The organism is Rhodococcus wratislaviensis (genome assembly GCF_900455735.1).
GTDB classification, from domain to species: domain Bacteria; phylum Actinomycetota; class Actinomycetes; order Mycobacteriales; family Mycobacteriaceae; genus Rhodococcus_F; species Rhodococcus_F wratislaviensis.
Genome location: NZ_UAUI01000005.1, coordinates 61,053 through 84,758 on the forward strand (window position 1 = coordinate 61,053; position 23,706 = coordinate 84,758).

General features: G+C 67.3%; 20 protein-coding genes. 17 read left to right on the forward strand and 3 right to left on the reverse strand.

Translation table 11 applies throughout. The features are described 5' to 3' along the window. Positions 1-57 precede the first annotated feature (57 nt). The 11 genes from DTA22_RS09565 (at position 58) to secA (ending at position 14,423) form a co-directional block, all read left to right on the forward strand. Positions 58-978, forward strand: a complete 921-nt coding sequence (locus DTA22_RS09565; protein WP_037245103.1) for a cation diffusion facilitator family transporter — start codon at positions 58-60, stop codon at positions 976-978. 33 nt (positions 979-1,011) lie between these two features. Then, positions 1,012-2,520 carry an amino acid permease gene (locus DTA22_RS09570; protein ID WP_009479525.1) on the forward strand — a complete coding sequence of 503 codons (1,509 nt, stop codon included), beginning with the start codon at positions 1,012-1,014 and terminating at the stop codon, positions 2,518-2,520. 84 nt (positions 2,521-2,604) lie between these two features. Beyond that, on the forward strand, positions 2,605-3,225 hold the full coding sequence (locus DTA22_RS09575) for a TetR/AcrR family transcriptional regulator (protein WP_037245110.1): 621 nt from the start codon (positions 2,605-2,607) through the stop codon (positions 3,223-3,225). A gap of 90 nt (positions 3,226-3,315) precedes the next feature. Further along, the gene (gene ahcY, locus DTA22_RS09580; RefSeq protein WP_037245113.1) at positions 3,316-4,800 is read left to right on the forward strand and encodes an adenosylhomocysteinase; all 1,485 of its coding nucleotides are present in this window, start codon (positions 3,316-3,318) and stop codon (positions 4,798-4,800) included. 56 nt (positions 4,801-4,856) lie between these two features. Then, positions 4,857-5,540, forward strand: a complete 684-nt coding sequence (locus DTA22_RS09585; protein WP_037245116.1) for a dTMP kinase — start codon at positions 4,857-4,859, stop codon at positions 5,538-5,540. A gap of 45 nt (positions 5,541-5,585) precedes the next feature. Further along, positions 5,586-6,263: an MtrAB system response regulator MtrA gene (mtrA, locus tag DTA22_RS09590; RefSeq protein WP_005240059.1), complete on the forward strand. Its 678-nt coding sequence runs from the start codon at positions 5,586-5,588 to the stop codon at positions 6,261-6,263. Beyond that, the gene (gene mtrB / locus DTA22_RS09595) at positions 6,260-8,032 is read left to right on the forward strand and encodes an MtrAB system histidine kinase MtrB (protein WP_037245119.1); all 1,773 of its coding nucleotides are present in this window, start codon (positions 6,260-6,262) and stop codon (positions 8,030-8,032) included. The genes mtrA and mtrB overlap by 4 nt, the downstream gene beginning before the upstream one ends. Beyond that, positions 8,029-9,822 carry an MtrAB system accessory lipoprotein LpqB gene (lpqB, locus tag DTA22_RS09600; protein ID WP_081792783.1) on the forward strand — a complete coding sequence of 598 codons (1,794 nt, stop codon included), beginning with the start codon at positions 8,029-8,031 and terminating at the stop codon, positions 9,820-9,822. The genes mtrB and lpqB overlap by 4 nt, the downstream gene beginning before the upstream one ends. A 31-nt stretch (positions 9,823-9,853) precedes the next feature. Then, complete coding sequence (locus DTA22_RS09605) at positions 9,854-10,552, forward strand: ComF family protein (protein ID WP_112299300.1); 699 nt, start codon at positions 9,854-9,856, stop codon at positions 10,550-10,552. 171 nt (positions 10,553-10,723) lie between these two features. Beyond that, entirely contained in the window at positions 10,724-11,401 is a 678-nt protein-coding gene (gene hpf / locus DTA22_RS09610; RefSeq protein WP_037245130.1) for a ribosome hibernation-promoting factor, HPF/YfiA family, read from the forward strand. Positions 11,402-11,552: 151 nt separating this feature from the next. Next, entirely contained in the window at positions 11,553-14,423 is a 2,871-nt protein-coding gene (secA, locus tag DTA22_RS09615; RefSeq protein WP_037245132.1) for a preprotein translocase subunit SecA, read from the forward strand. Positions 14,424-14,439: 16 nt separating this feature from the next. Here secA and DTA22_RS09620 read toward each other — a convergent pair whose 3' ends face one another. Beyond that, a complete protein-coding gene (locus tag DTA22_RS09620) occupies positions 14,440-14,967 on the reverse strand; it encodes an Rv3235 family protein (RefSeq protein WP_112299301.1) in 528 nt (175 codons plus the stop codon). A 105-nt stretch (positions 14,968-15,072) separates the two neighbouring features. On the opposite strand from DTA22_RS09620, the gene DTA22_RS09625 reads away from it, so the two are divergent. The 6 genes from DTA22_RS09625 to DTA22_RS09650 all read left to right on the forward strand — a co-directional run bounded on the left by DTA22_RS09625 (position 15,073) and on the right by DTA22_RS09650 (position 21,348). Beyond that, positions 15,073-15,510, forward strand: a complete 438-nt coding sequence (locus tag DTA22_RS09625) for an HAD-IA family hydrolase (protein WP_037245135.1) — start codon at positions 15,073-15,075, stop codon at positions 15,508-15,510. After that, positions 15,504-16,928: a WS/DGAT/MGAT family O-acyltransferase gene (locus tag DTA22_RS09630; protein ID WP_037245137.1), complete on the forward strand. Its 1,425-nt coding sequence runs from the start codon at positions 15,504-15,506 to the stop codon at positions 16,926-16,928. The genes DTA22_RS09625 and DTA22_RS09630 overlap by 7 nt, the downstream gene beginning before the upstream one ends. A 30-nt stretch (positions 16,929-16,958) precedes the next feature. Further along, positions 16,959-17,471 carry a DUF6912 family protein gene (locus DTA22_RS09635; RefSeq protein ID WP_009479537.1) on the forward strand — a complete coding sequence of 171 codons (513 nt, stop codon included), beginning with the start codon at positions 16,959-16,961 and terminating at the stop codon, positions 17,469-17,471. Between the two features lie 91 nt (positions 17,472-17,562). Beyond that, positions 17,563-18,678 (forward strand): ferredoxin reductase, encoded by a 1,116-nt coding sequence (locus tag DTA22_RS09640; RefSeq protein WP_037245141.1) that lies wholly within the window; start codon positions 17,563-17,565, stop codon positions 18,676-18,678. Positions 18,679-18,740: 62 nt separating this feature from the next. Next, positions 18,741-19,997 (forward strand): fatty acid desaturase family protein, encoded by a 1,257-nt coding sequence (locus DTA22_RS09645; RefSeq protein WP_009479539.1) that lies wholly within the window; start codon positions 18,741-18,743, stop codon positions 19,995-19,997. A 112-nt stretch (positions 19,998-20,109) separates the two neighbouring features. Continuing rightward, entirely contained in the window at positions 20,110-21,348 is a 1,239-nt protein-coding gene (locus tag DTA22_RS09650) for a fatty acid desaturase family protein (protein ID WP_037245142.1), read from the forward strand. A gap of 29 nt (positions 21,349-21,377) precedes the next feature. Here the strand turns inward: DTA22_RS09650 and rsgA are convergent, their stop codons facing one another. Next, a complete protein-coding gene (gene rsgA / locus DTA22_RS09655; RefSeq protein WP_081792784.1) occupies positions 21,378-22,418 on the reverse strand; it encodes a ribosome small subunit-dependent GTPase A in 1,041 nt (346 codons plus the stop codon). Next, positions 22,364-23,680 (reverse strand): 3-phosphoshikimate 1-carboxyvinyltransferase, encoded by a 1,317-nt coding sequence (gene aroA, locus DTA22_RS09660; protein ID WP_112299302.1) that lies wholly within the window; start codon positions 23,678-23,680, stop codon positions 22,364-22,366. The genes rsgA and aroA overlap by 55 nt, the downstream gene beginning before the upstream one ends. Positions 23,681-23,706 lie beyond the last annotated feature (26 nt).

Consider the following 23,706-nt stretch of genomic DNA (forward strand, 5'->3'; position numbering starts at 1 on the left):
CGAGAAGGGCTCCGCGGCCCGTCGTGAGGGTCGTGTGCGACCGAGAGGAGAAGTCAGTTGTCGGCTCATGGGGGAAAGAAGGCGATTCTCGCCGCGCTCGGCGCCAATGCCGGTATCGCGGTTGCCAAGTTCGCCGGCTTCCTGATCACCGGCTCGTCGTCCATGCTGGCGGAATCCGTGCACTCGGTGGCCGATACCTCCAACCAGGGCCTGCTGCTGCTCGGCCAGAAGAAGGCCGAACGCGCCGCCGACGATCTGCACCAGTTCGGTTACGGGCGTAGCCGATACTTCTACTCGTTCGTCGTCGCACTCGTGTTGTTCAGCCTCGGTTCGCTGTTCGCGATCTACGAGGGCATCCACAAGATCCAGCACCCCGAGGAACTGACGTCCCCCCTCGTGGCGGTGGTCATCCTGGTGATCGCCATCGGGCTCGAGACGTTCAGCTTCATCACCGCGGTGCGGGAGTCGCGTCCCCTCAAGGGGCGGGCGAGCTGGTGGGGATTCATTCGCACGTCGCGCAGCCCGGAGCTTCCCGTCGTGCTGCTCGAGGACACCGGCGCGCTGGTCGGTCTGGTTCTCGCGCTCGGTGGTGTCGGACTGACGATGCTCACCGGGGATCCGGTGTGGGACGGTGTCGGCACCCTCTGCATCGGCGCCCTGCTCGGAATCATCGCGATCATCCTCATCGTCGAGATGCAGAGCCTGCTGATCGGTGAAGGAGCGACCGCCGACGAGGAGTCACGCATTCTCGCCGCGCTCGTCGACGGCGAGAAGATCGAGCGCGTCATCCATTGCAAGACGCAGTACCTCGGACCCGAGGAAATCCTCGTGGCCGCGAAAGTGGCCGTGGCCGCCGGATCGGACATCAGCGCGGTCGCGGAAGCCATCGACGAGGCCGAGGCGCGCGTACGCGGCGCAGTCCCCGCGGCTCGCCGCATCTACATCGAACCCGACCTGTTCCGGGCAACCGAAGCATAGGCTGAACGGCAACTTTCGATTGAGGAGGCTGATGTGGCCATCCAGGACAAAGGCAGCGGAGAACCGCACCTAGGCGGCAGGCCGACCGGATTGTTCCGCACCAAGTCGATCGAGCAGTCGATCCGAGACACGGACGAACCGGAAACCAAACTCCGCAAGGATCTGACGGCGTGGGACCTGACCGTCTTCGGTGTCGCCGTCGTCATCGGTGCCGGCATCTTCACGCTCACCGCGCGCACCGCAGGCAACGTCGCCGGTCCCTCGGTGTCGGCGGCGTTCGTGATCGCCGCCATCGCGTGCGGGCTCGCCGCGCTCTGCTATGCCGAGTTCGCCTCGACCGTCCCGGTCGCGGGCAGCGCGTACACGTTCTCCTACGCGACGTTCGGTGAACTGATCGCGTGGATCATCGGCTGGGACCTCATCCTCGAATTCGCGCTCGCCGCGTCGGTCGTGGCGAAGGGCTGGTCGCTCTATCTCGGTGAGGTGATCGGCAACCACACACCGGTGGCGCAGATCGGCTCGGTCACGTTCGACTGGGGTGCGGTACTCATCGTCGCGATCATCACCGTCGTGCTGGCGACGGGCACCAAGCTGTCGTCGCGGGTCTCGCTCGTGATCACCTCGATCAAGGTGGCGGTGGTGCTCGTCGTGGTGGTGGTGGGCGCGTTCTACATCGACACCGACAACTACTCCCCGTACATCCCCCCGTCCGAGGCGGGCAGCACGGGCGAGGGCATCCATCAGTCCCTGTTCTCCTACGTCACGGGAGCCGGCGGCAGCACGTTCGGCTGGTACGGGCTGTTGGCGGCGGCGAGCCTGGTGTTCTTCGCGTTCATCGGTTTCGACATCGTCGCCACCACCGCCGAGGAGACGAAGGATCCGCAGAAGGCGTTGCCCCGCGGAATTCTGGGATCGCTGCTGATCGTGACGATCCTGTACGTGGCGGTGACGCTGGTGCTCACCGGCATGGTCGACTACCACGAATTGGCCGGGGACAGTTCCAATCTGGCCACTGCGTTCGGCATCCACGGGATCACGTGGGCGAAGAACCTGATCTCGTTCGGTGCGCTGGCGGGCCTGACCACCGTGGTGATGGTGCTGATGCTCGGGCAGACCCGGGTTCTGTTCGCCATGTCCCGGGACGGACTGATGCCGAGGCGGCTTGCGCCGACCGGCAAGCACGGCACACCCGTCCGGATCACCGTGCTGGTCGGTGTCGTGGTGGCGGTGCTCGCGGGAATCTTCCCGATCGGCACCCTCGAGGAGATGGTCAACATCGGAACGCTGTTCGCGTTCGTCCTCGTGTCGGTCGGCGTGATCGTGCTGCGCCGGACGCGACCGGACCTGCCCCGCGGATTCCGTGTCCCACTGGTTCCGTGGGTGCCCGTCCTCGCCGTCCTCGCCTGCCTGTGGTTGATGGTGAATCTGTCCGTGGAGACGTGGATCCGGTTCATCGTGTGGATGGCGCTCGGCGTGATCATCTACTTCGCCTACAGCCGCCGCCACTCGATGATGGAGCGACGAAGCCGCGGCGAGGTCTGACACGCAACGGGATTCGACGTCCGGGGGCCGGAGCGGCAGTACCGGGCGAGTACCCCGCAGGCGGCGGGCACTAATGTCTTCGCCATGACTTCGTCGCGTGTCCGGGTGCCCTATCAGGAGGCTGCGCGGTTGCTGCTGCGTCAGTCGGTGCTCGATGCGATGCGGGATCTCTTGTTCGAGAAGGACTGGTCGGACATCACGATGTCGGATGTCGCGACCGGCGCCGGGGTGAGCAGGCAGACGCTCTACAACGAGTTCAAGTCCCGGCAGGGGCTGGCGGAGGCGTACGCCCTCCGGCTGGCCGACGAGCTGGTCGACGCCGTCGACGAGGCGCTCGTGGCGAACGTCGGGGAGGGTCGTGCCGCGCTGCTCTCCGGGTTCACCGCGTTCTTCGCGGCGAGCCTGTCCGACCCGCTCGTGCAGTCACTTCTGCGCGGCGAGACCAAGCCCGATCTGCTGCGTCTGATCACGACCGAGAGCGCGCCGATCATCGAGCGGGCGTCCACGCGGCTCGCCGACGTCTTCCAGCGGTGCTGGGTGCGGGCGAACCCGTCGGACGCGGGGATTCTCAGCCGCGCCATCGTGCGCCTCGCTATGAGTTACATCTCGATGCCACCCGAATCCGAGGCCAACGTCGCCGAGGATCTGGGTGCTCTTCTGGGGCCTTTCGTGGACGAGGCGGTCGACGGGGCCGATCGGGAGTGACCGCTCCGCGGCGCAGCCTCACGTGAGTGTGACCCTCGGCCCGCAGTACCGATAGCCTTGATCGAAACAGCAGTCAACCAGGAGAGGCAGATGACGACCTCAGTTTCAACCACGCCCGTGGCCGAGAGCCGAAACGGGATCGATTTCAAGGTGGCGGACCTTTCGCTCGCCGAGTTCGGCCGCAAGGAGATCCGGCTCGCCGAGCACGAGATGCCGGGACTGATGGCGCTTCGCCGCGAGTACGCAGAGGTGCTGCCGCTCAAGGGTGCTCGCATTTCCGGTTCGCTGCACATGACCATCCAGACGGCCGTCCTCATCGAGACGCTCGTTGCGCTGGGCGCCGAGGTCCGCTGGGCCTCGTGCAACATCTTCTCGACGCAGGATCACGCCGCCGCCGCGATCGTCGTCGGCCCGCACGGCACGCCCGAGGAGCCGCAGGGCACCCCGGTCTTCGCGTGGAAGGGCGAGACGCTCGAGGAGTACTGGTGGGCCGCCGAGCAGATGCTCACCTGGCCGGACGCAGACAAGCCCGCGAACATGATCCTCGACGACGGCGGCGACGCCACGATGCTCGTCCTCAAGGGCGCGCAGTTCGAGAAGGCAGGCGTCGTGCCGCCCACGGACGACGAGCAGGATTCCGACGAGTACAAGGTGTTCCTCGCCCTGCTGCGTCAGTCCCTCGAAGCCGACAAGACCAAGTGGACCAAGGTTGCGGAATCGGTCCAGGGCGTCACCGAGGAGACCACGACCGGTGTCCTGCGTCTCTACCAGGTCGCGGCCGCCGGTGAACTCGCGTTCCCGGCCATCAACGTCAACGACTCGGTCACCAAGAGCAAGTTCGACAACAAGTACGGCACCCGGCACTCGCTGCTCGACGGCATCAACCGCGGCACCGACGTGCTGATCGGCGGCAAGGCCGCGCTCGTCTGCGGTTACGGCGACGTCGGCAAGGGCTGCGCGGAGGCTCTGCGTGGACAGGGTGCCCGCGTCGCGGTCACCGAGGTCGACCCCATCAACGCCCTCCAGGCGCTGATGGACGGCTTCGAGGTGAAGACGGTAGAGCAGGCCATCGGCTGGGCCGACATCGTCATCACGTCCACGGGCAACAAGGACATCATCACGTTCGAGCACATGAAGCAGATGAAGCACCAGGCCATCCTGGGCAACATCGGCCACTTCGACAACGAGATCGACATGGCCGGCCTCGAGCGCTCCGGCGAGGTCACCCGCATCAACATCAAGCCGCAGGTGGACGAGTTCCGGTTCAAGGACGGCCACTCGATCATCGTGCTGTCCGAGGGCCGCCTGCTGAACCTCGGCAACGCCACCGGCCACCCCTCGTTCGTGATGAGCAACAGCTTCTCCAACCAGGTGATCGCGCAGATCGAACTGTGGACGAAGCCGGAGGAGTACGACAACGAGGTGTACCGCCTCCCGAAGCACCTCGACGAGAAGGTCGCGAAGATCCACGTCGAAGCGCTCGGTGGCACGCTCACCAAGCTCACGAAGGAGCAGGCGGAGTACATCGGCGTCGACGTCGAGGGCCCGTTCAAGCCCGAGCACTACCGGTACTAGAGATCGCGGCGTCCCCCGGTCCGTCGCGTACGGGCCGGGGGATAGCCTTCTTCCTCGTGGGAAAACTGATTGCGCTGGAAGGCCTGGACGGCGCGGGCAAGCGAACACTCGTCGGCGCAGTGGTGGCACGCCTCACCGAACAGGGCCTGACGGTCGGCACCCTCGACTTTCCGCGGTACGGCAGGTCCGTGCACGCGGATCTGGCGTCCGAGGCTCTCAAGGGCGCGCACGGTGACCTCAGCGACTCCGTGCACGCGATGGCCGTGATGTTCGCGCTGGACCGGTCCGGCGCCGTCGGGGAGCTGTCCGCGCTGCTCGCCGAACACGACCTGGTGATTCTCGACCGCTATGTGGCGTCCAACGCCGCCTACGGTGCGGCCCGGTTGCATCAGGGGGCGGACGGCGAGTTCGTCGAGTGGGTGGCGAACCTCGAATTCGTACGGTTGGGGCTGCCCCGGCCCGACCTGCAACTGTATTTGGACGTTCCCGTTGCCCTCGCCGCGCAACGCGCCCGCGGCCGCGAATCGGCGGATGCGAGCCGGTCGCTCGACGCCTACGAACGCGACCGTGGACTGCAGGAACGCACCGGCGAGGTGTACCGCGAGCTGGCCGTGAAGGACTGGATTTCGCCGTGGTGGGTGCTCACTCCGGACACCGATCCGGTCACGCTCGCCGAAAACCTGGCACTCTTGAGTGACGACACGGCACGCCGTGACGAGAAAGAACACGGCACGCCGTAACGGCGAACGGGCTGTTACGGCCTCCGAAGATGCAACGATAGGGACATGAAGCCAAGGATTCTGGTTGTCGACGACGACACTGCGCTCGCGGAGATGCTCACGATCGTCCTCCGCGGCGAAGGATTCGATCCGTATGTGGTGGGGGACGGGACCCAGGCGCTCACCGCGGTCCGGGAGACACGCCCGGACCTGGTGCTGCTCGACCTGATGCTGCCCGGCATGAACGGCATCGACGTGTGCCGCGTCCTGCGGGCCGATTCCGGTGTCCCCATCGTGATGCTGACCGCGAAGACGGACACCGTCGACGTGGTCCTCGGATTGGAATCCGGCGCGGACGACTACATCATGAAGCCGTTCAAGCCGAAGGAACTGGTAGCGCGGGTCCGGGCACGGCTTCGCCGGACCGAGGACGAGCCGGCGGAGCTGCTCAGCATCGCCGACATCGTCATCGACGTTCCCGCCCACAAGGTGAGCCGGGGCGAAGAACTGATTTCCCTCACCCCCCTCGAGTTCGACCTCCTGGTGGCTCTGGCGCGCAAGCCGCGACAGGTGTTCACCCGCGAGGTCCTGCTCGAGCAGGTGTGGGGTTACCGACATGCAGCCGACACCCGCCTGGTCAACGTGCACGTTCAGCGTCTGCGGGCCAAGGTCGAGACTGATCCCGAGAATCCCGAAGTGGTTTTGACGGTCAGGGGGGTCGGCTACAAGGCCGGACCGCCGTGACAGGTGTTTCCCGATGGCGGCGTCGTGTCAACCGACGCGTTTCGCCGATCCTTCGGTGGGGTCACTCACTGAGCAATACCCTCGCGCACACGTGGCGTCGATCGCTGCAGCTGAGGGTCGTCGTCTCGACGTTGACGTTGTCGCTCATCGTCATCGTCGTGCTCGGCGTCGTGCTGACGAGTCAGATCACCGACCGTCTGCTCGAAACGAAGATCAACGCGGCGACCGAGGAGATGGACCGTGCCCGCAGCACGGTGGAGGGGCAGCTGGCCGGCGCGGACGACAGTAGTTCGCCCACTACCCAGCTCGACGGCGCCCGGGCGGCGCTGACGAACCGGGAGCCCGACGCCGGTCAGGCGTCGGGGTCGGCGGGAACGTTCGATCCCGTGCTGATCGTGCCCGGTGACGGTCCGCGCGCCCCGACATCCAGCGGTCCGGCGGACCAGATCCCGGAATCACTGCGGGCGTTCGTCCAGGCCGGTCAGGTGGCCTACCAGTTCGCCACGGTGAACGATCCCGAAGGCTATTCGGGGCCGGCTCTGATAGTCGGGAGCCCGACCGCGTCGGCGATCTCCACGCTCGAGCTGTACCTCGTGTTCCCGCTGGCCAGTGAGGACCGCAGCCTGTCGCTGGTCCGCGGCACGCTACTGGTGGGTGGTGCGGTGCTCGCCGTGCTGCTCGCGGCCATCGCGCTCCTCGTCGCACGGCAGGTGGTTCTGCCCATCCGGTCGGCGTCCCGGATCGCGGTGCGGTTCGCCGACGGCCGGCTGAAGGAACGCATGCCCGTGCGCGGTGAGGACGACATGGCCCGGCTCGCGATGTCGTTCAACGAGATGGCGGAGAGCCTGTCGAAACAGATCACCCAGCTCGAAGAGTTCGGAAACCTTCAGAAGAGATTCACCTCCGACGTGAGCCACGAGCTGCGGACACCGCTGACGACGGTGCGCATGGCGGCCGATCTCATCCACGACGGCAGCGACGATCTCGACCCCGTCCTCCGGCGGTCGTCGGAGTTGCTCGTCGCCGAACTCGACCGGTTCGAGGGGCTGCTGGCCGACCTCCTCGAGATCAGCAGGCACGACGCCGGTGTCGCGGAACTGGCCGCCGAGCAACTGGACGTCCGGATGTGTGCGCGCGCGGCGGTCTCGACGGTCCGTCACCTCGCCCGTGAGAGCGGGACCGAACTGATCGTGGACCTGCCCGATCAGGCAGTCATGGCCGAGGTGGACCCGCGTCGCGTGGAACGCATTCTGCGGAACCTCCTCGCGAATGCGATCGATCACGGAGAAGGCAAACCGGTGCTCCTGCGCCTGCGCGCCGACGACAGCGCTGCGGCGTTCATCGTGCGCGACCAGGGCGTGGGCCTGCGGCCGGGCGAGGAGAAGCTGGTGTTCAACAGGTTCTGGCGGTCCGACCCGTCGCGTGTGCGACGGTCGGGCGGTACCGGCCTCGGACTCGCGATCAGCGTGGAGGACGCGAATCTCCACGACGGCAGGCTCGAGGCGTGGGGCGAACCAGGGCAGGGCGCCTGCTTCCGGCTGACGCTGCCGCGGGTGCGGGGCCGGAAGGTCGTGTCGAGCCCGCTGCCGCTGAAGCCGGGAACCGCGAAATACGTTCAGGGGCAGCCCGTCCCGGGTGACACCACGTTGCCGGTGCGCAACGAGAGTCCGGAGACGGCGGCCGACGAGTCCCGCACGGTTCCCCAGAAGCGTGAGCGTGCGCACGTCGGTGACCGAGACGGTTCGCACCTTCCGGAGCGGGACCTGTGATGCCCGGCCGGCGATCCGCCCTTCAGTCGCGGTCGGTGTGCGGTGCGATCGCCCTCGCGGTCCTCGTGACGGTCAGTGGGTGCGCCAGCCTCCCGGATTCCTCCACACCGCAGGCGATCGGCACGATCAATCGTGACTCGCCCGGATCGAGCGTCGCGGCCCCGGCGCCGGGGCGTGAACCCGACCTGCTGCTGCGCGACTTCTTCAAGGCCAGCACCGATCCGTCCGACCGGCACCTCGCCGCCCGCCAATTCCTCACCCCCGGTGTGTCCGGCAGGTGGGACGACGCGGCCAGTGCGACCATCGTCGACAAGGTCGACGTCCTGCCGGAGACACGGTCGGCCGACCAGGCGACGTACACGATCCGCGCCAACAAGGTGGGGCAGCTCGAGCCCGGCGGACTGTACGTGGCGGAGGAGGGCAGTTTCGAGACGAAGATCAGTCTGGAGCTGCAGGGCGGTGAGTGGCGGATCTCCGAGCTCCCCGCAGGCGTGATCCTCGACCGGGCGCAGTTCCTTAACACCTACCAGCGCAAATCGCTGTACTTCCTCGACCCGGCCGGGACGACGGTGGTGCCGGATCCGCGCTGGGTGTCGGGCGCCCAGGACCAGATGGCGTCGCAGCTGATCGGCCTGCTGATCGACGGCCCGAAGGCCGCCCTGGCCCCGGCCGTGCGCAACGAGCTCGGCGACGGGGTGTCGGTGCGGGGCCCAATCACGAAGGCCGACGGCCGCACCGCGCAGGTGGGGGTGGGGCTCGGCGGGATCCGGATCGACTTCGCCGGCGTGCCGCCGATGGACGCGCAGGCGAAGCAGCTGTTCGCAGCGCAGGTGATCTGGACGCTGGCCAACGCGGAGATCTCGGGTCCCTATGTACTGCTCGCCGACGGCGAGCCCTTCGACGAGCGGTTCCCGAACGGGTGGACCACCGCCGACGTCGCGTCCATGAACCCGTTCGCGACGTCGAGCGCCACCGTGGGGTTGCACGCGCTGCGTGAGGGGTCGATGGTGAGCGTCACCGAAACCGGTGTCACTCCGGTGCCCGGGTACTTCGGTTCGGCCCGCAACATGCGTTCGCTCGCACTGTCCCAGGACGGAAAGCTGGTCGCCGCAGTCGCGGACACCGGGCGTCCCGCGCCGGAACCCGCGAGTTCGCTCATGGTCGGCGCGTACGAGGACGGTGCCGCGTCGGTGCTCGAGGGCGGCGCGATCACCCGCCCGACATGGGCACCCGACAATTCGGCGATCTGGGCAGCGGTCAACGGCAACACCGTCATTCGGGTGTTGCGCGAGCCCGGCACCGGCCGGACGTCGGTGGTCAACGTCGACGCCGGCGCCGTCACCGCGCTCGGTGCCACGATCACCGAGTTGCGGCTGTCCCGCGACGGGGTACGGGCGGCACTGATCGTCGACGGCAAGGTCTATCTCGCCATCGTCACCCAGATGCCGGGTGGTGAGTACGCTTTGACGAATCCCCGTGCGGTCGCGATCGGCCTGGGCAGCCCGGCGCTGTCCCTGGACTGGAGCACGAGCGACACGATCGTCGTCGCGCGCGCCGCCTCGGACATCCCGGTGGTGCAGGTGGCCGTCGACGGCTCGCGGATGGACGCGCTGCCGAGTCGCAACCTGACCGCACCGGTGGTCGCCGTGGACGCGTCGACGACCACGGAGTTCGTCGCCGACTCCCGGGCGGTGTTCCAGTTGAACAACAACGATCCGGCGGGCGACCGGTACTGGCGGGAGGTTCCCGGGTTGACGGGTGTGAAGGCGATCCCGGTCCTGCCGGGCTGAGGCTGTCGGTGCGGTCGCCGATACTGCCCGCATGCGCGCCCTGCCCGGCCTCCGGAGCCTGCTCGACCTGATCCTGCCCGCCGAATGCGGCGGGTGCGGGGTGCCGGGCACTCAGTGGTGTGCCCGCTGCGCCACGGAGTTGGCAGACGATCCCGTGCTGCTCCGGCCCCGCGTCGATCCCGGGGTCGGGGTGTGGGCACTCGGACCGTACTCGGGTGCCCGCCGTCGGGCCGTGATCGCCGCGAAGGAACGCGGGCGGCGTGATCTCGCTGCGCCCCTCGGATCCGCCGTCGCTGGCGCCCTGGGCCGTCTGCAGCAGTGGGGTGAACTCGACCCGCCGAACGTGGCCCCGGTGGTTCTGGTGCCGGCTCCGACGCGTCCCCGGGCCGCCCGTGCACGCGGCGGCGACCCCGTCGCCCGGATCGCCGTCGCCGCGGTGGGAGGCAGACGCGTGTGCCCCGCGCTCGTGATGCGACACGCCGTGCGCGATTCGGTCGGACTGAGCGCAGATCAACGTCGAGTAAACCTCGAGGGTGGCGTCCGGTTGACGCGCAGCGGGGAAGGATTCGCGCGGCTTCTCTCGTCGGGACCGGCTGCACTGCAACGTATCTCGGTGGTACTGCTGGACGACGTGTCGACCACCGGGGCGACCGCCGCCGAGTCGGTCCGGGTGCTGTCGCGAGCAGGTATCCGAGTGAGCGCGGTGGTCGTCGTGGCGGGTGTCAGATGAAATTCTGCCGAACAGTGGCACTCGCGCGCGTTACGTACTAGCGTCGCGGACACACCCGAAAACACAGGTAGGAGGTGGAACTTCGAACCTGGTGCCGGGCGGACCCCCTTCCGGCATTGCTCAAACTCGCCGCCGCCCATCAAGGGGCGGGGCCGTAATCGGGAGGTACGAGTGACGACCCCTTCGCAAGCCTCGGTTTTCGTCGACGACCGCACAACGGATGCACAAGAGAAGACGGATACCCCCAACGCCGAGATCGTCGTCAAGGGACGCAACGTCGAGGTACCCGACCACTTCCGCGTGTACGTCTCCGAGAAGCTGTCGCGCCTCGAGCGCTTCGATCCCTCCATATTCCTGTTCGATGTCGAACTTCACCACGAACCCAATCGACGCCAGAGGAAAAACTGCCAGCGCGTCGAGATCACTGCCCGAGGCAAGGGGCCGGTAGCCCGAGCCGAGGCATGCGCCGACAGCTTCTATGCAGCATTCGAGTCGGTGACCGCCAAGCTCGAGAGCAGGCTCCGCCGCACCAAGGATCGCAAAAAGGTCCACTACGGGGAAAAGACCCCGGTGTCGGTGGCGGAGGCCACCGCCGCACTCGCCGAGGACGACAGTCTCGGCATCAGTCCCGACATCTCCCTGGACGGTCAGGTGTCGGACGAGCACACGCCGGGTCATGTCGTGCGTACCAAGGAACACAAGGCCACGCCGATGACCGTCGACGACGCTTTGTACGAGATGGAGCTGGTGGGACACGATTTCTTCCTGTTCCACGACAAGGAGTCGGACAAGGCGACCGTCGTCTACCGACGGCACGCGTTCGACTACGGATTGATCCGTCTGGCGTGATGTACTCCCGTTCCGCCTGACGATCCGAGCGGTCGGTCTACTCGTCCGATCGCGGAAGCGCCTACCATGGAATCCGGCCGGGGTTCTCGGACCTCCGGCCGGATTTTGTGTGTCACCCATCCACTGCCGAAGATTGAGGACGAACAAGACTGTGCCGTCGCTGTCGCTATCGAAGCTGCTCCGTGTTGGTGAAGGTCGCATGGTCAAGCGGCTCAAGCACATCGCCGACCACGTTTCCTCGCTGTCGCCCGAGGTCGAAGACCTGACCGACGAGCAACTCCGCGCGAAGACCGAGGAGTTCCGCGCCCGCTACCGCGACGGCGAGACGCTCGACGAGCTGCTGCCCGAGGCGTTCGCCGTCGCCCGCGAGGCGTCCTGGCGGGTCATCGACCAGCGGCACTTCCACGTGCAGATCATGGGCGGCGCCGCCCTCCACTTCGGCAACATCGCCGAGATGAAGACGGGTGAGGGCAAGACCCTGACCTGCGTGTTGCCCGCGTACCTCAACGCGATCGCCGGGGACGGCGTGCACGTCGTCACGGTCAACGACTACCTCGCCAAGCGCGACTCCGAGTGGATGGGCCGCGTCCACCGCTTCCTCGGCCTCGACACCAGCGTGATCCTGTCCGGCATGTCGCCTGCCGAGCGTCGCGCAGCCTATGCGGCCGACATCACATACGGCACCAACAACGAGTTCGGGTTCGACTACCTGCGTGACAACATGACGCACTCCCTGGACGATCTCGTCCAGCGCGGTCACAGCTTCGCGGTCGTCGACGAGGTCGACTCCATCCTCATCGACGAGGCCCGGACCCCCCTCATCATCTCCGGCCCTGCCGACGCCTCGAGCAAGTGGTACGCGGAGTTCGCGCGCATCGCGCCGCTGCTCAAGCGTGACGTGCACTACGAGGTCGACATCCGCAAACGCACCATCGGCGTCCACGAGGCCGGCGTCGAACTCGTCGAGGACCAGCTCGGCATCGACAACCTGTACGAGGCCGCCAACTCGCCGCTCGTGAGCTACCTGAACAACGCCATCAAGGCCAAGGAGCTCTACACGAAGGACAAGGACTACATCGTCCGCGACGGTGAGGTGATCATCGTCGACGAGTTCACCGGCCGCGTCCTCGTCGGCCGCCGGTACAACGAGGGCATGCACCAGGCCATCGAGGCCAAGGAGAAGGTCGAGATCAAGGCCGAGAACCAGACCCTCGCCACGATCACGCTGCAGAACTACTTCCGCCTCTACGACAAGCTGTCGGGCATGACGGGTACGGCCGAGACCGAGGCCGCCGAGCTGCACCAGATCTACAACCTCGGCGTCATCCCGATCCCCACCAACCGGCCGATGGTCCGCGTCGACAACGGCGACCTGATCTACAAGACCGAGGAAGCCAAGTTCGACGCCGTCGTCGACGACGTGGTGGAGCGGCACGAGAAGGGTCAGCCGGTCCTGATCGGCACGACCAGCGTCGAGCGGTCCGAGTACCTGTCGAAGCAATTCACCAAACGCGGCGTGGCACACAACGTGCTGAACGCGAAGTTCCACGAGCAGGAAGCCCAGATCATCGCCGAGGCCGGCAGGTCGGGCGCCGTCACCGTGGCGACCAACATGGCCGGTCGTGGTACCGACGTCGTGCTCGGCGGCAACCCCGACATCATCGCGGACATCGCGCTCCGCAAGCAGGGGCTCGACCCCGTTCACACGCCCGACGACTACGAGGCGGCGTGGGACGACGTCCTCGACCAGGTCAAGGCCGAGGTGAAGGCGGACGCGGACAAGGTTCGTGAGGCGGGCGGACTGTACGTCCTCGGCACCGAGCGGCACGAGTCCCGGCGCATCGACAACCAGTTGCGCGGCCGGTCCGGCCGTCAGGGCGATCCGGGTGAGTCGCGGTTCTACCTGTCGCTCGGCGACGAGTTGATGCGACGGTTCAACGGCGCGGCGCTCGAGTCGATCATGACCCGGCTCAACCTGCCCGACGACGTTCCGATCGAGGCGAAGATGGTCTCGAAGGCCATCAAGAGCGCGCAGACGCAGGTCGAGCAGCAGAACTTCGAGATCCGCAAGAACGTCCTCAAGTACGACGAGGTGATGAACCAGCAGCGCACGGTCATCTACAACGAGCGCCGCCAGATCCTCGAAGGCAAGGATATGGAGGGCCAGGTCGAGAAGATGATCACCGACGTGGTCACCGCCTACGTCGACGGCGCCACCGCCGAAGGGTACGTCGAGGACTGGGATCTCGAACAACTGTGGACGGCCCTCAAGACGCTGTACCCGGTCGGCCTCGACTACAAGGAACTGGTCGGCGACAGCGACGACGGTGAGACCAACGACATCACCGCCGAAGAACTGCGTGAGACCCTGCTGAAGGATGCACACGACGCCTACGCCCGGCGCGAGGCCGAGATCGACGGCGTCGCCGGCGAGGGATCGATGCGCGAACTGGAGCGCCGCGTCCTGCTGAGCGTGCTCGACCGCAAGTGGCGCGAACACCTCTACGAGATGGACTACCTCAAGGAAGGCATCGGCCTGCGGGCGATGGCCCAGCGTGATCCGCTCGTCGAGTACCAGCGCGAAGGTTTCGACATGTTCGGCGGCATGCTCGAGGGCCTGAAGGAGGAGTCGGTCGGATTCCTGTTCAACCTTCAGGTCGAGGCGGCCGCCCCGCAGGCGGCACAGGCCCCTGGCGTCAGCGTCACCGCGGCCTCCGCTGCGGCGACGGCGTCGGCCTCGCCCGCCCCGGCCGCGCCGCGGCCACTGCCCACCCAGGAGGCGGCGCAGCAGGCGCAGGGCACGGCGGCACCGTCCGCCCTCCGTGCGAAGGGACTGGACGACGGCGAGCCCCGCGGGCTCACCTACTCCGGGCCTGCCGAGGACGGCAACGCCCAGCTCAGCCGCCGCGGAGCGGCCGAGTCGGACGATACCTCCGACGCCGGAACCCGTCGCCAGCGGCGTGAGGCCGCCCGGTCGCAGTCGAAGGGCAAGAAGGCCCCGCGGACCAAGCGCAAGCGCTGACCGCAGCAGAAGACGATCAGCCGATCACCAGTGAGGTGACGGTCCAGCCCGTGTCGGACTCCTGTTCGACACGGGCCGCGATCACGAAGATCCGCGGTCCTCGGCCGTAGGTGCCGAAGGCCTCGAATGCGCACGGCTCCACCGCACGCAGGTGCACGCGGACGAGCGTCGCGACACCGAGTCGCCGGGCGGGCGACTCCGACAGCGCGAGCGTGCGCACGACGTCGACGAGCGACGGCGTCACCAGCGGCCGCAGTTGCCGTACGTTGCGGCGCCGATCCAGCACTTCGAGGACGAGCCGGAACGCCTGCTCCGTGAACCGCTGGACATCCGGCGACGGAAGAGGCAGAGTTCCCGGCTGCGTCGCGGCGGTGCGTGGCGACGCCCCCGAATGGGGCGACGAGCGGTGCCTGCCGCGCCCGGACGCGTGCCGCCCGCCCGACGGCGCCGCCGCCGAATGCCCAGGCCGAGGTGGCCCGGGAATGTCACCGGCCGCCGGTTCGAAGCGCGGCACCCGTGACAGGAACGTGTAGGACTCACTCATTTCTTACCCCCCGGTTTCGGCATGAGACGGCCGTCGTAGCGGTCATACTCGCACGGATCCCGTCGTCGTGTCGCCGAACCGGGGAGCGGACCCTAGGGTGGTGACGTGCGGGGATTGATAGTGGACTTCGGAGGCGTTCTCGCGGGTCCCGGTTCGGACATGGACGGCCTGTCGTCCGTTCTCGCCGGTGCCCGGATCCGTGGGGTGCGGACCGCGATCCTCAGCAACGATCCTGGTGGTCCCGGCGCGCAGTGGCTGCGGGAACTCGGTGACGGCCGGCTGGTCGATCAGGTCGTGCTGTCCGGGGACGTCGGTGTCGCCAAACCCGACCCGCGGATCTACCGGCTGACGGCCGACGCGCTCGGTCTGGCCCCGGGGGACTGTATCTTCGTCGACGACCTGTCGGTCAATGTCCGGGGTGCGGTGGCCGTCGGGATGGTGGGTATCCACCACGTCGACGGCGGCGCCACCGCGGAGGAGATAGCGATACTTCTCGAGGTCGATCGAGACGGGATGCAAGGGGGACAGGCGCCGACATGGTGACGAGACTGACTACGCAGGACGCGTCGTTCTACTTTCTCGAGGCGAGCAGTACGCCGATGCACGTGGGGTCGCTCGCGATCTTCCGCAAGCCGCGAAACGGGTTGTCCTACGAGGAATTACTGAGCCTCGTCGAGGAACGGCTGAGCTTGGTGCCGCGCTACCGGCAGAAGGTGCGGGAGGTGGCGCTGGGGCTGTCGCGGCCGGTGTGGGTGGATGACCAGGACTTCGACATCGAGTACCACGTCCGGCGGTCGGCGCTGCCGAAGCCTGGATCGGACGCCCAGTTGCACGATCTGGTCGCACGGCTCACGTCCCGGCCGCTCGACAACACGCGACCACTGTGGGAGATGTACCTGGTGGAGGGGTTGTCGAACAACCGCTTCGCCATCTTCACGAAGTCCCATTCCTCGCTGGTCGACGGTGAGACGGCGCTCGAGATCGGTCAGGTGATCCTGGACCCGGCGAAGACCCGGCGGCCCATGGCCGAGGAACTCTGGATGCCGAGCCCGGCCCCCAGTGAGTCCACTCTCATCGCCGGGGCGCTGGCGGAGATGGTGTCGAGGCCGGGCGAAGGGCTGGCGGCGCTGCGGATGACGTTGGGTGACATGGCGTCTGCGCTCGGCGAGACCGTGCGCGCCGTCGGCAAGGTCGCCGCCGTGGTGCGCACCGCTACGCAGGTGGCGCCGGCAAGTCCGCTCAATGCGACCATTTCACGCAATCGGCGCTTCGCGGTGGTCAAGACCGAACTGGGCGACTACCGGAAGATCCGCGCGCAGTACGGGTGCGAGGTCAACGACGTCATCCTCGCCGTCGTGGCGGGCGCGATGCGGTACTGGCTGCTGTCCCGCGGTGAGCCGGTGGCCGAGTCGACCACGGTCCGGGCCATGGTGCCGATGTCCGTGTACGCAACGGATCCCGAGGCCGACGACGAGGCGTCACGCCGCGGCGAGTGGGCGGATCCGCGGAGCATGGTGTCGTCGTTCCTCATCGACCTGCCGGTCGGGGAACCGAATGCCGTGGTGCGGCTGTCGCACGTGGCGCACGCCATGGAGGCGCACGCCAAGCAGAGCCAGCGGGTCACCGCGGAGACCCTGGTGCGTTTGTCGGGATTCGCGCCCGCAACGCTGCACGCGATGAGTGCCCGTGTGGCGAGTAGCTTCTCGCAGCGGATGTTCAATCTGATGATCACCAACGCGCCGGGACCGCAGTTGCCGCTGTACGTCGGGGGAGCGCGGATGCTCGAGATGTATCCGGTGTCGCCCCTGCTGAAAAACCAGACTTTGAGCATCGGCCTGACGTCCTACGACGGCAACGTCTACTACGGTTTGAATGCAGACCGTGACGCCATGGCCGACGTGGACGTGGTGGCGGCGCTGCTGTACGAATCTCTCGAGGAGTTGTTGGATGCCAGCCGGTGAGAAGTCCGCGGTGCGAATGACGGGTGACGCATGACGAGGGTGTACGTTCCCGCGACGATCGAGATCCTTCAGCGGCTCGTCGCCGACCGGGAGTTCGATCCGATGAGCCGTACCGCCTTCGCCGTCACCCCCACGCTCCGCGAGGCGTACTCGTCGGGCGACGACGAAGAACTGGCCGAGGTCGCGATGGCCGAGGCGGCCCGGGCCTCGCTACGACTGATTGCGGGCCGGGTGGGGGAGAGCGGGAGCGACGGGGTTCGCTTCCGTCGCGCCGTGGTCGCCGCGGACGTGGACGACGTGACGCCGCGACCGGACCTCGACGACGCCGTGGTCCGGTTGCCCGGTCCGGTGACGATCGGCACGGTCGCGTCGGTGCACGTGGATCTCGCGGAGGCGGAGCCGGACATCGAACGGGCCGTGTCGGCGATCGACGAGGCGGATCTCGGGGACCCGGACGCCGAGTTCGTTCTCGGTGACGCGGAGGATCATGTCCTGGCGTGGTACGCCACCCAGGAGCTTCCGTTCCTTCTCGAACTACTCTGACCGGTCCGTCCTCTTACCTCGGGGTAACCTACGGTACCGTAGCTTGGTAACCTACGGTAGCGTAGGTCATGACGGAAAAGGTGGAGGTCGGATGGGTCTGAAGGATTGGATCGAGGCGCCCGCAGCAGCGGTCGTGCCCGCCAAGCGGTCCAAGCTCAATTGGTTGCGGGGTGCGGCGGCACGGCTCACGACGCCATTGCTGCCCGACGACTACCTGCACCTGGCCAACCCGCTGTGGTCGGCTCGCGAACTGCGCGGACAGATCGTGGAGGTGCGCGCGGAGACGGCGGACTCGGCCACGATCGTCATCAAGCCGGGCTGGGGATTCGACTTCGACTACGAGCCCGGCCAGTACATCGGCATCGGTCTGCACATCGACGGTCGCTGGCACTGGCGCTCGTACTCCCTCACGTCGCCGCCGAACTGGGACGACAAGCTCATCTCCATCGCCGTCAAGGCGATGCCCGAGGGATTCCTGTCGAGTCACCTCGTCAACGGCGTGCCCTCGGGAACGATCGTGCGGCTCGCGACGCCCACGGGCAACTTCGCGCTGCCCGATCCGCCGCCGGAGCGGATCCTGTTCCTCACCGCGGGCAGCGGCATCACACCCGTCATGGCGATGCTGCGCACGATGAACCGGCGCGGTCAGCTCCCCGACGTCTTCCACGTCCATTCGGCCCCCACCGACGCCGACGTGATGTTCGCCGACGAGCTCACCCGGCTCCACGAGGAGCACGACGACTTCCGGTGCAAGATCCAGCTCACCCGCAGCCAGGGCAAGTTCGCGTTGTCCTCGCTCGACGAGGTGTGTCCCGATTGGCGTGAACGGCAGACGTGGGCCTGCGGGCCGCTGCCGATGCTCGACGAGATCGAGACGTTGTGGCGCGACGAGGGCATCGAGGGCAAGTTGCACCTCGAACGGTTCGCCGTCTCCCGCGCGGACACGTCCGGCGAGGGCGGGACCGTCACGTTCGCCAAGGCCGACAAGACCGTGTCGATCGACGGTGCCACCACTCTCCTCGAGGCCGGTGAGCAGGTCGGGGCACTGATGCCGTTCGGCTGCCGGATGGGTATCTGCCAGACCTGTGTCGTGCCGATTCTCGCCGGGCATGCGATCGACCTGAGGTCGGGCAAGCAGCACGCCGAAGGTGACCGAGTCCAGACTTGTATCTCCGCGGCGGCAGGGGACTGCACGCTCGACGCGTGAGCGTGAGCGTGTTGTTCACCTGACTCCGCTATTCTCGGACTCTCACCAGACGGAGGAGCACGGTGGCGATCACCGACATCAAAGAGTTCGCGCATCTGACCGAAGCGGACATCGAATCGCTCGGGCGTGAGTTGGATGCGATCCGGCTCGACGTGGAGGATTCGCGGGGCGTTCGCGACGCCCGCTACATCCGCCGGGCCATCAGGGCGCAACGGCTGTTGGAGCTCGGTGGCCGGCTTGCGTTGTTCGGAAGCCGCTACCGCCCGGCCTGGCTCGCGGGCACCGCGATGCTCTCCCTCTCGAAGATCATCGAGAACATGGAACTCGGCCACAACGTGATGCACGGCCAGTGGGACTGGATGAACGATCCGGAGATCCACTCCATGTCGTGGGAGTGGGATCAGACGGGCCCCTCGGAGCATTGGAAGCGGGCGCACAACTACTCCCACCACACGTTCACCAACATTGTGGGAATGGATTCCGATGTGGGGTTCGGCATCCTCAGGATGACCCGCGACGAGGAGTGGCGGCCGATCAATCTGCTGCAGCCCTTCGCCAACATCATCCTGGCCGCCACGTTCGAGTGGGGGATCGCGCTCCACGACCTCACGTTCGCCGCCGAGCTGGAGGGTGCGGAGAAGGGTCAGCTCAATTCCCAGGCCAACAAGGATTTCGGGCGCAAGATCTTCCGCCAGGTCGGCAAGGACTTCCTCCTGTTCCCGGTGCTCGCGGGGCCGGCGTGGAAGTCGACGCTGACGGCCAACGCCACCGCCAACCTCGTGCGGAATCTGTGGGCCTATGTGGTGATCTTCTGCGGGCACTTCCCGGACGGTGCCGAGAAGTTCACGGTGGACGAGTACGAGAACGAGACCCGGCACGAGTGGTACCTCCGCCAGATGCTCGGCAGCGCGAATTTCGATTCCGGCAAGATCATGGGTTTCATGAGCGGGAACCTCAGCTACCAGATCGAGCATCACCTGTTCCCGGACCTGCCGAGCAACCGGTACCCGGAGATCGCCGTGAAGGTGCGGGCGCTGTGCGAGAAGTACGACCTGCCGTACACCACGGGTTCGCTCGCCAAGCAGTACCTGCTGGCTCTGCGCACGATCCACAAGCTCGCCCTGCCCGACCGGTTCTTGCGGGCGACGGCGGACGACGCGCCGGAGACGTCCTCGGAACGCAAGTTCCGCGACGCCCGTGATGCGGGTGCCGCGATGGTCGAGACGTTGCGCACGGATCCCGTCACGGGGCAGCGGCGGGGTCTGTTGTCGGCGTTGCGCGCCCGCGCGGAGGCCAAGATTCCCCGACGCCGACGGTGATTTCACTCACACCTACACTCAGGTAACCTACGGTGTCGTAACTTACGGTACGGTAGGTCGAGTCAGCGCCTTTCGGGTGCGAACTGTCGACCCAGCCAGGAGGAGGTCCCCCATGGCGATTGCAGACGTCAAGGAATACGCACATCTCACCGAAGCCGACATCGAGTCGCTCGGACGCGAGCTCGATGCGATCCGGCGCGATATCGAAGAGTCCCGCGGGGAGCGTGACGCGCGGTACGTGCGAAACACGATCAGACTGCAGCGTTCCCTCGAAATCGGTGGCCGAGCCGTCCTCTTCGCGAGCAAGCGGCGTCCCGCCTGGCTGGCGGGCACAGCCATGCTGTCCCTCTCGAAGATCATCGAGAACATGGAACTCGGCCACAACGTCATGCACGGCCAGTGGGACTGGATGAACGATCCCGAGATTCACTCCACCTCGTGGGAGTGGGACGTGACGGGACCGTCCGCTCACTGGAAGCAGACGCACAACTACATTCACCACAAGTACACCAACGTCCTCGGCATGGACGACGACGTGGGATACGGACTGCTGCGCGTCACGCGCGACCAGCGGTGGAAGCCGTTCAACACCGGCAATCTCCTGTACAACACGCTGCTCGCGCTGTTCTTCGAGTACGGAATCGCGGCGCAGCATCTCGAACTCGGCAAGGTCGCCAAGGGGCGCGTGCCGAGCGAGGAGACCCAGCGCAAGCTCCGCGAGGTCGGTGAGAAGGTCGGCAAGCAGATCCTCAAGGATTACGTAATCCACCCCGCGGTCACGGGTCCGGCGTGGAAGAGCACGCTCACCGCCAACATCGCCGCGAACATGATCCGCAACGTGTGGACCAACGCGATCATCTTCTGCGGGCACTTCCCGGACGGCGCCGAGAAATTCACCAAGGCGGACATCGACAAGGAAACGCCGGCCCAGTGGTACCTGCGGCAGATGCTCGGTAGCGCGAACATCGAGGGTGGCAAGCTCATGGACTTCATGTCCGGCAACCTCAGCTACCAGATCGAGCACCACCTGTTCCCCGACCTGCCCAGCAACCGCTACGCGGAGATCGCCGTGCGGGTGCGGGAACTGTGCGACAAGTACGACCTGCCGTACACGACCGGGCCCTTCCTCGTGCAGTACGCGAAGTCGTGGCGCACCATCGCCAAGCTGTCGTTGCCGAACAAGTACCTCAAGGCGACCGCGGATGACGCGCCGGAGACGGCGTCGGAGCGCAAGTTCGGTGGAAACACCACGGCGACAATCGATCCCGTGACCGGCCGCCGTCAGGGGCTGAGTACCGCGATCAAGCGCACCCGCAAGCGCCGCGGTCTACGCGCGCTGCTGTCCCGCTAGAAAGTTCCGCTACAGACGCGGTTCGTCCCTCACCAGGCTTCGTTGGACGCGATGGCCGTGAGGAGGTGACGGACCGCGTCGACGCGTTTGGCGGCCTTGCCCTCCAGTAGGTCGAGCGCGCATTCCGGGTCCGCGGGCGGGCCGAGGTGGGTACACCCTCTCGGACAGTCCTCGATGGCGGCGGCCAGATCGGAGAACGCGGCCACCACGTTCTCCGGGGAGATGTGGGCAAGTCCGAACGACCGGATACCGGGAGTGTCGATCGCCCAACCGCCCGTCGGAAGCGGCAGCGCGACCGACTGCGTGGAGGTGTGCCGGCCCTTTCCGACGCCGGAGACCACGCCGACGGCCCGGTCGGCGTCGGGCACGAGACGGTTGACGAGAGTCGACTTCCCGACCCCCGAATGGCCGATCAGCGCGGTGAGGCGGCCCGACAGCATCGACAGGACCTCGTCGACCGGATCGTCGCGACCGGCCACGACGACGGGGACATCGAGGTCCGCGAACGCGCTCGCGAACTCCTCGGGCGGCTCGAGATCGCTCTTCGTCAGGCACACGATGGGACTCAACCCGCCCGCATACGCGGCGACGAGCGCACGTTCGACGAATCCCGTCCGCGGCGGCGGGTCCGCCAGCGCCACCACGATCAGCAGCTGCTGGGCGTTGGCCACGACGATCCGCTCGTACGGATCGGTGTCGTCGGCGGTGCGTCGCAACACCGTGGAGCGCTCGGCCACCCGCACGATCCGCGCCAGGGTGTCGGGCTTGCCGGACAGATCGCCGACCACACTCACCTCGTCGCCGACCACGATGGGGGTGCGGCCCAGTTCCCGGGCGCGCATGGTGACGAGGGGGCGGTCGGGGTCGCCGCCCAGCACGCAACCCCACCGGCCGCGGTCGACCGAGACGACCATCGCCGACTCCGCCGCGAGGTGCTCCGGCCGGGTCTTCGTGCGCGGGCGCGTTCCTCGGCCCGGGCGCACCCGGACGTCGGACTCGTCATACTGCCTGCGACTCAGAAGCTCGCCTTCCGCTCGGTGCCCGCACCGGCGGACAGCATTGTGGCCCACAGGTTCTCGAAACCGGGCAGGGTCTTGGCCGTGGTGCCGACGTCCTCGATCCGGATGCCGTCGACGCGCAGCCCGACGATGGCGCCCGCGGTCGCCATTCGGTGGTCGGCGTAGGAGCGCCACGTCCCACCGTGCAGGTCTGCCGGGACGATCGTGAGGCCGTCCTCGGTCTCGGTGACGTTCCCGCCCAGCGAGTTGATCTCGTGCGCGAGTGCGGCCAGCCGGTCGGTCTCGTGGCCGCGCAGATGCGCGATGCCCCGCAGGTGCGACGGACCGTGTGCGAGTGCGGCGAGCGCTGCGACGGTCGGGGTGAGTTCGCCCACGTCGTGCAGGTCGATGTCGATGCTGTTCAGCTGCTGCGGACCGCGGACCGTGAGGTTCGCGCCGTCCAGCCGGACGTCCGCGCCCATCGCCAGCAGAATGTCGCGGATTGCGTCTCCGGGTTGCGTCGTCCTGCTCGGCCACAGGGGAACCGTCACCTCACCGCCGGTGACGGCGGCGGCGGCCAGGAAGGCGGTGGCATTCGACAGGTCGGGCTCGATCGCCCGGTCGACGGCCCGGACGACACCGGGGCTCACCCGCCACGTGTCGGCCTCCCCGCCCGTCGCCGGGGTGGAGACCTCGACACCCGACTCCCGCAGCATCTCGACGGTCATGTCGATGTGCGGCATGGACGGCACCGTCTTGCCGTCGTGATGCACCGTGACGCCCTCGTCGAAAGCGGCCGCCGACAGCAGCAGCCCGGAGACGAACTGTGACGAGCCGGACGCGTCGATCGTGACCCGTCCACCGCGCAGCGAACCCGCACCGCGGACCGTGAACGGGAGGGAGTCGCCGTCGATGTCCGCGCCGAGACCGCGCAGCGCGTCCAGGATGGTGTCGAGGGGCCGGGTGCGCGCCTGCTCGTCCCCGTCGAAGTGAACCGTTCCGCTCGCGAGCGCGGCGACCGGGGGAAGGAACCGCATGACGGTGCCCGCCAGGCCGCAGTCGACCGCACCACCATGGACGGGACCCGGGGTGACCCGCAGCGTCGTGTCGGCGCCGGCCGTCTCGATGCCGATGCCGAGCGTGCGGAGCGCGCCGATCATGAGGTCGGTGTCCCGGCTGCGCAATGCCCCGGTGAGGGTGGACGGACCGTCCGCGAGTGCGGCGAGGATCAGCGCGCGATTGGTGATCGACTTCGATCCGGGGAGGGCGACCGTCGCGACGACGGGCGCTTCGGCACGGGGGGCGTTCCACAGGCTCAGGCTCACGGTCTCCATCTTCGCCTATCGGGCGTGTCGCCGGG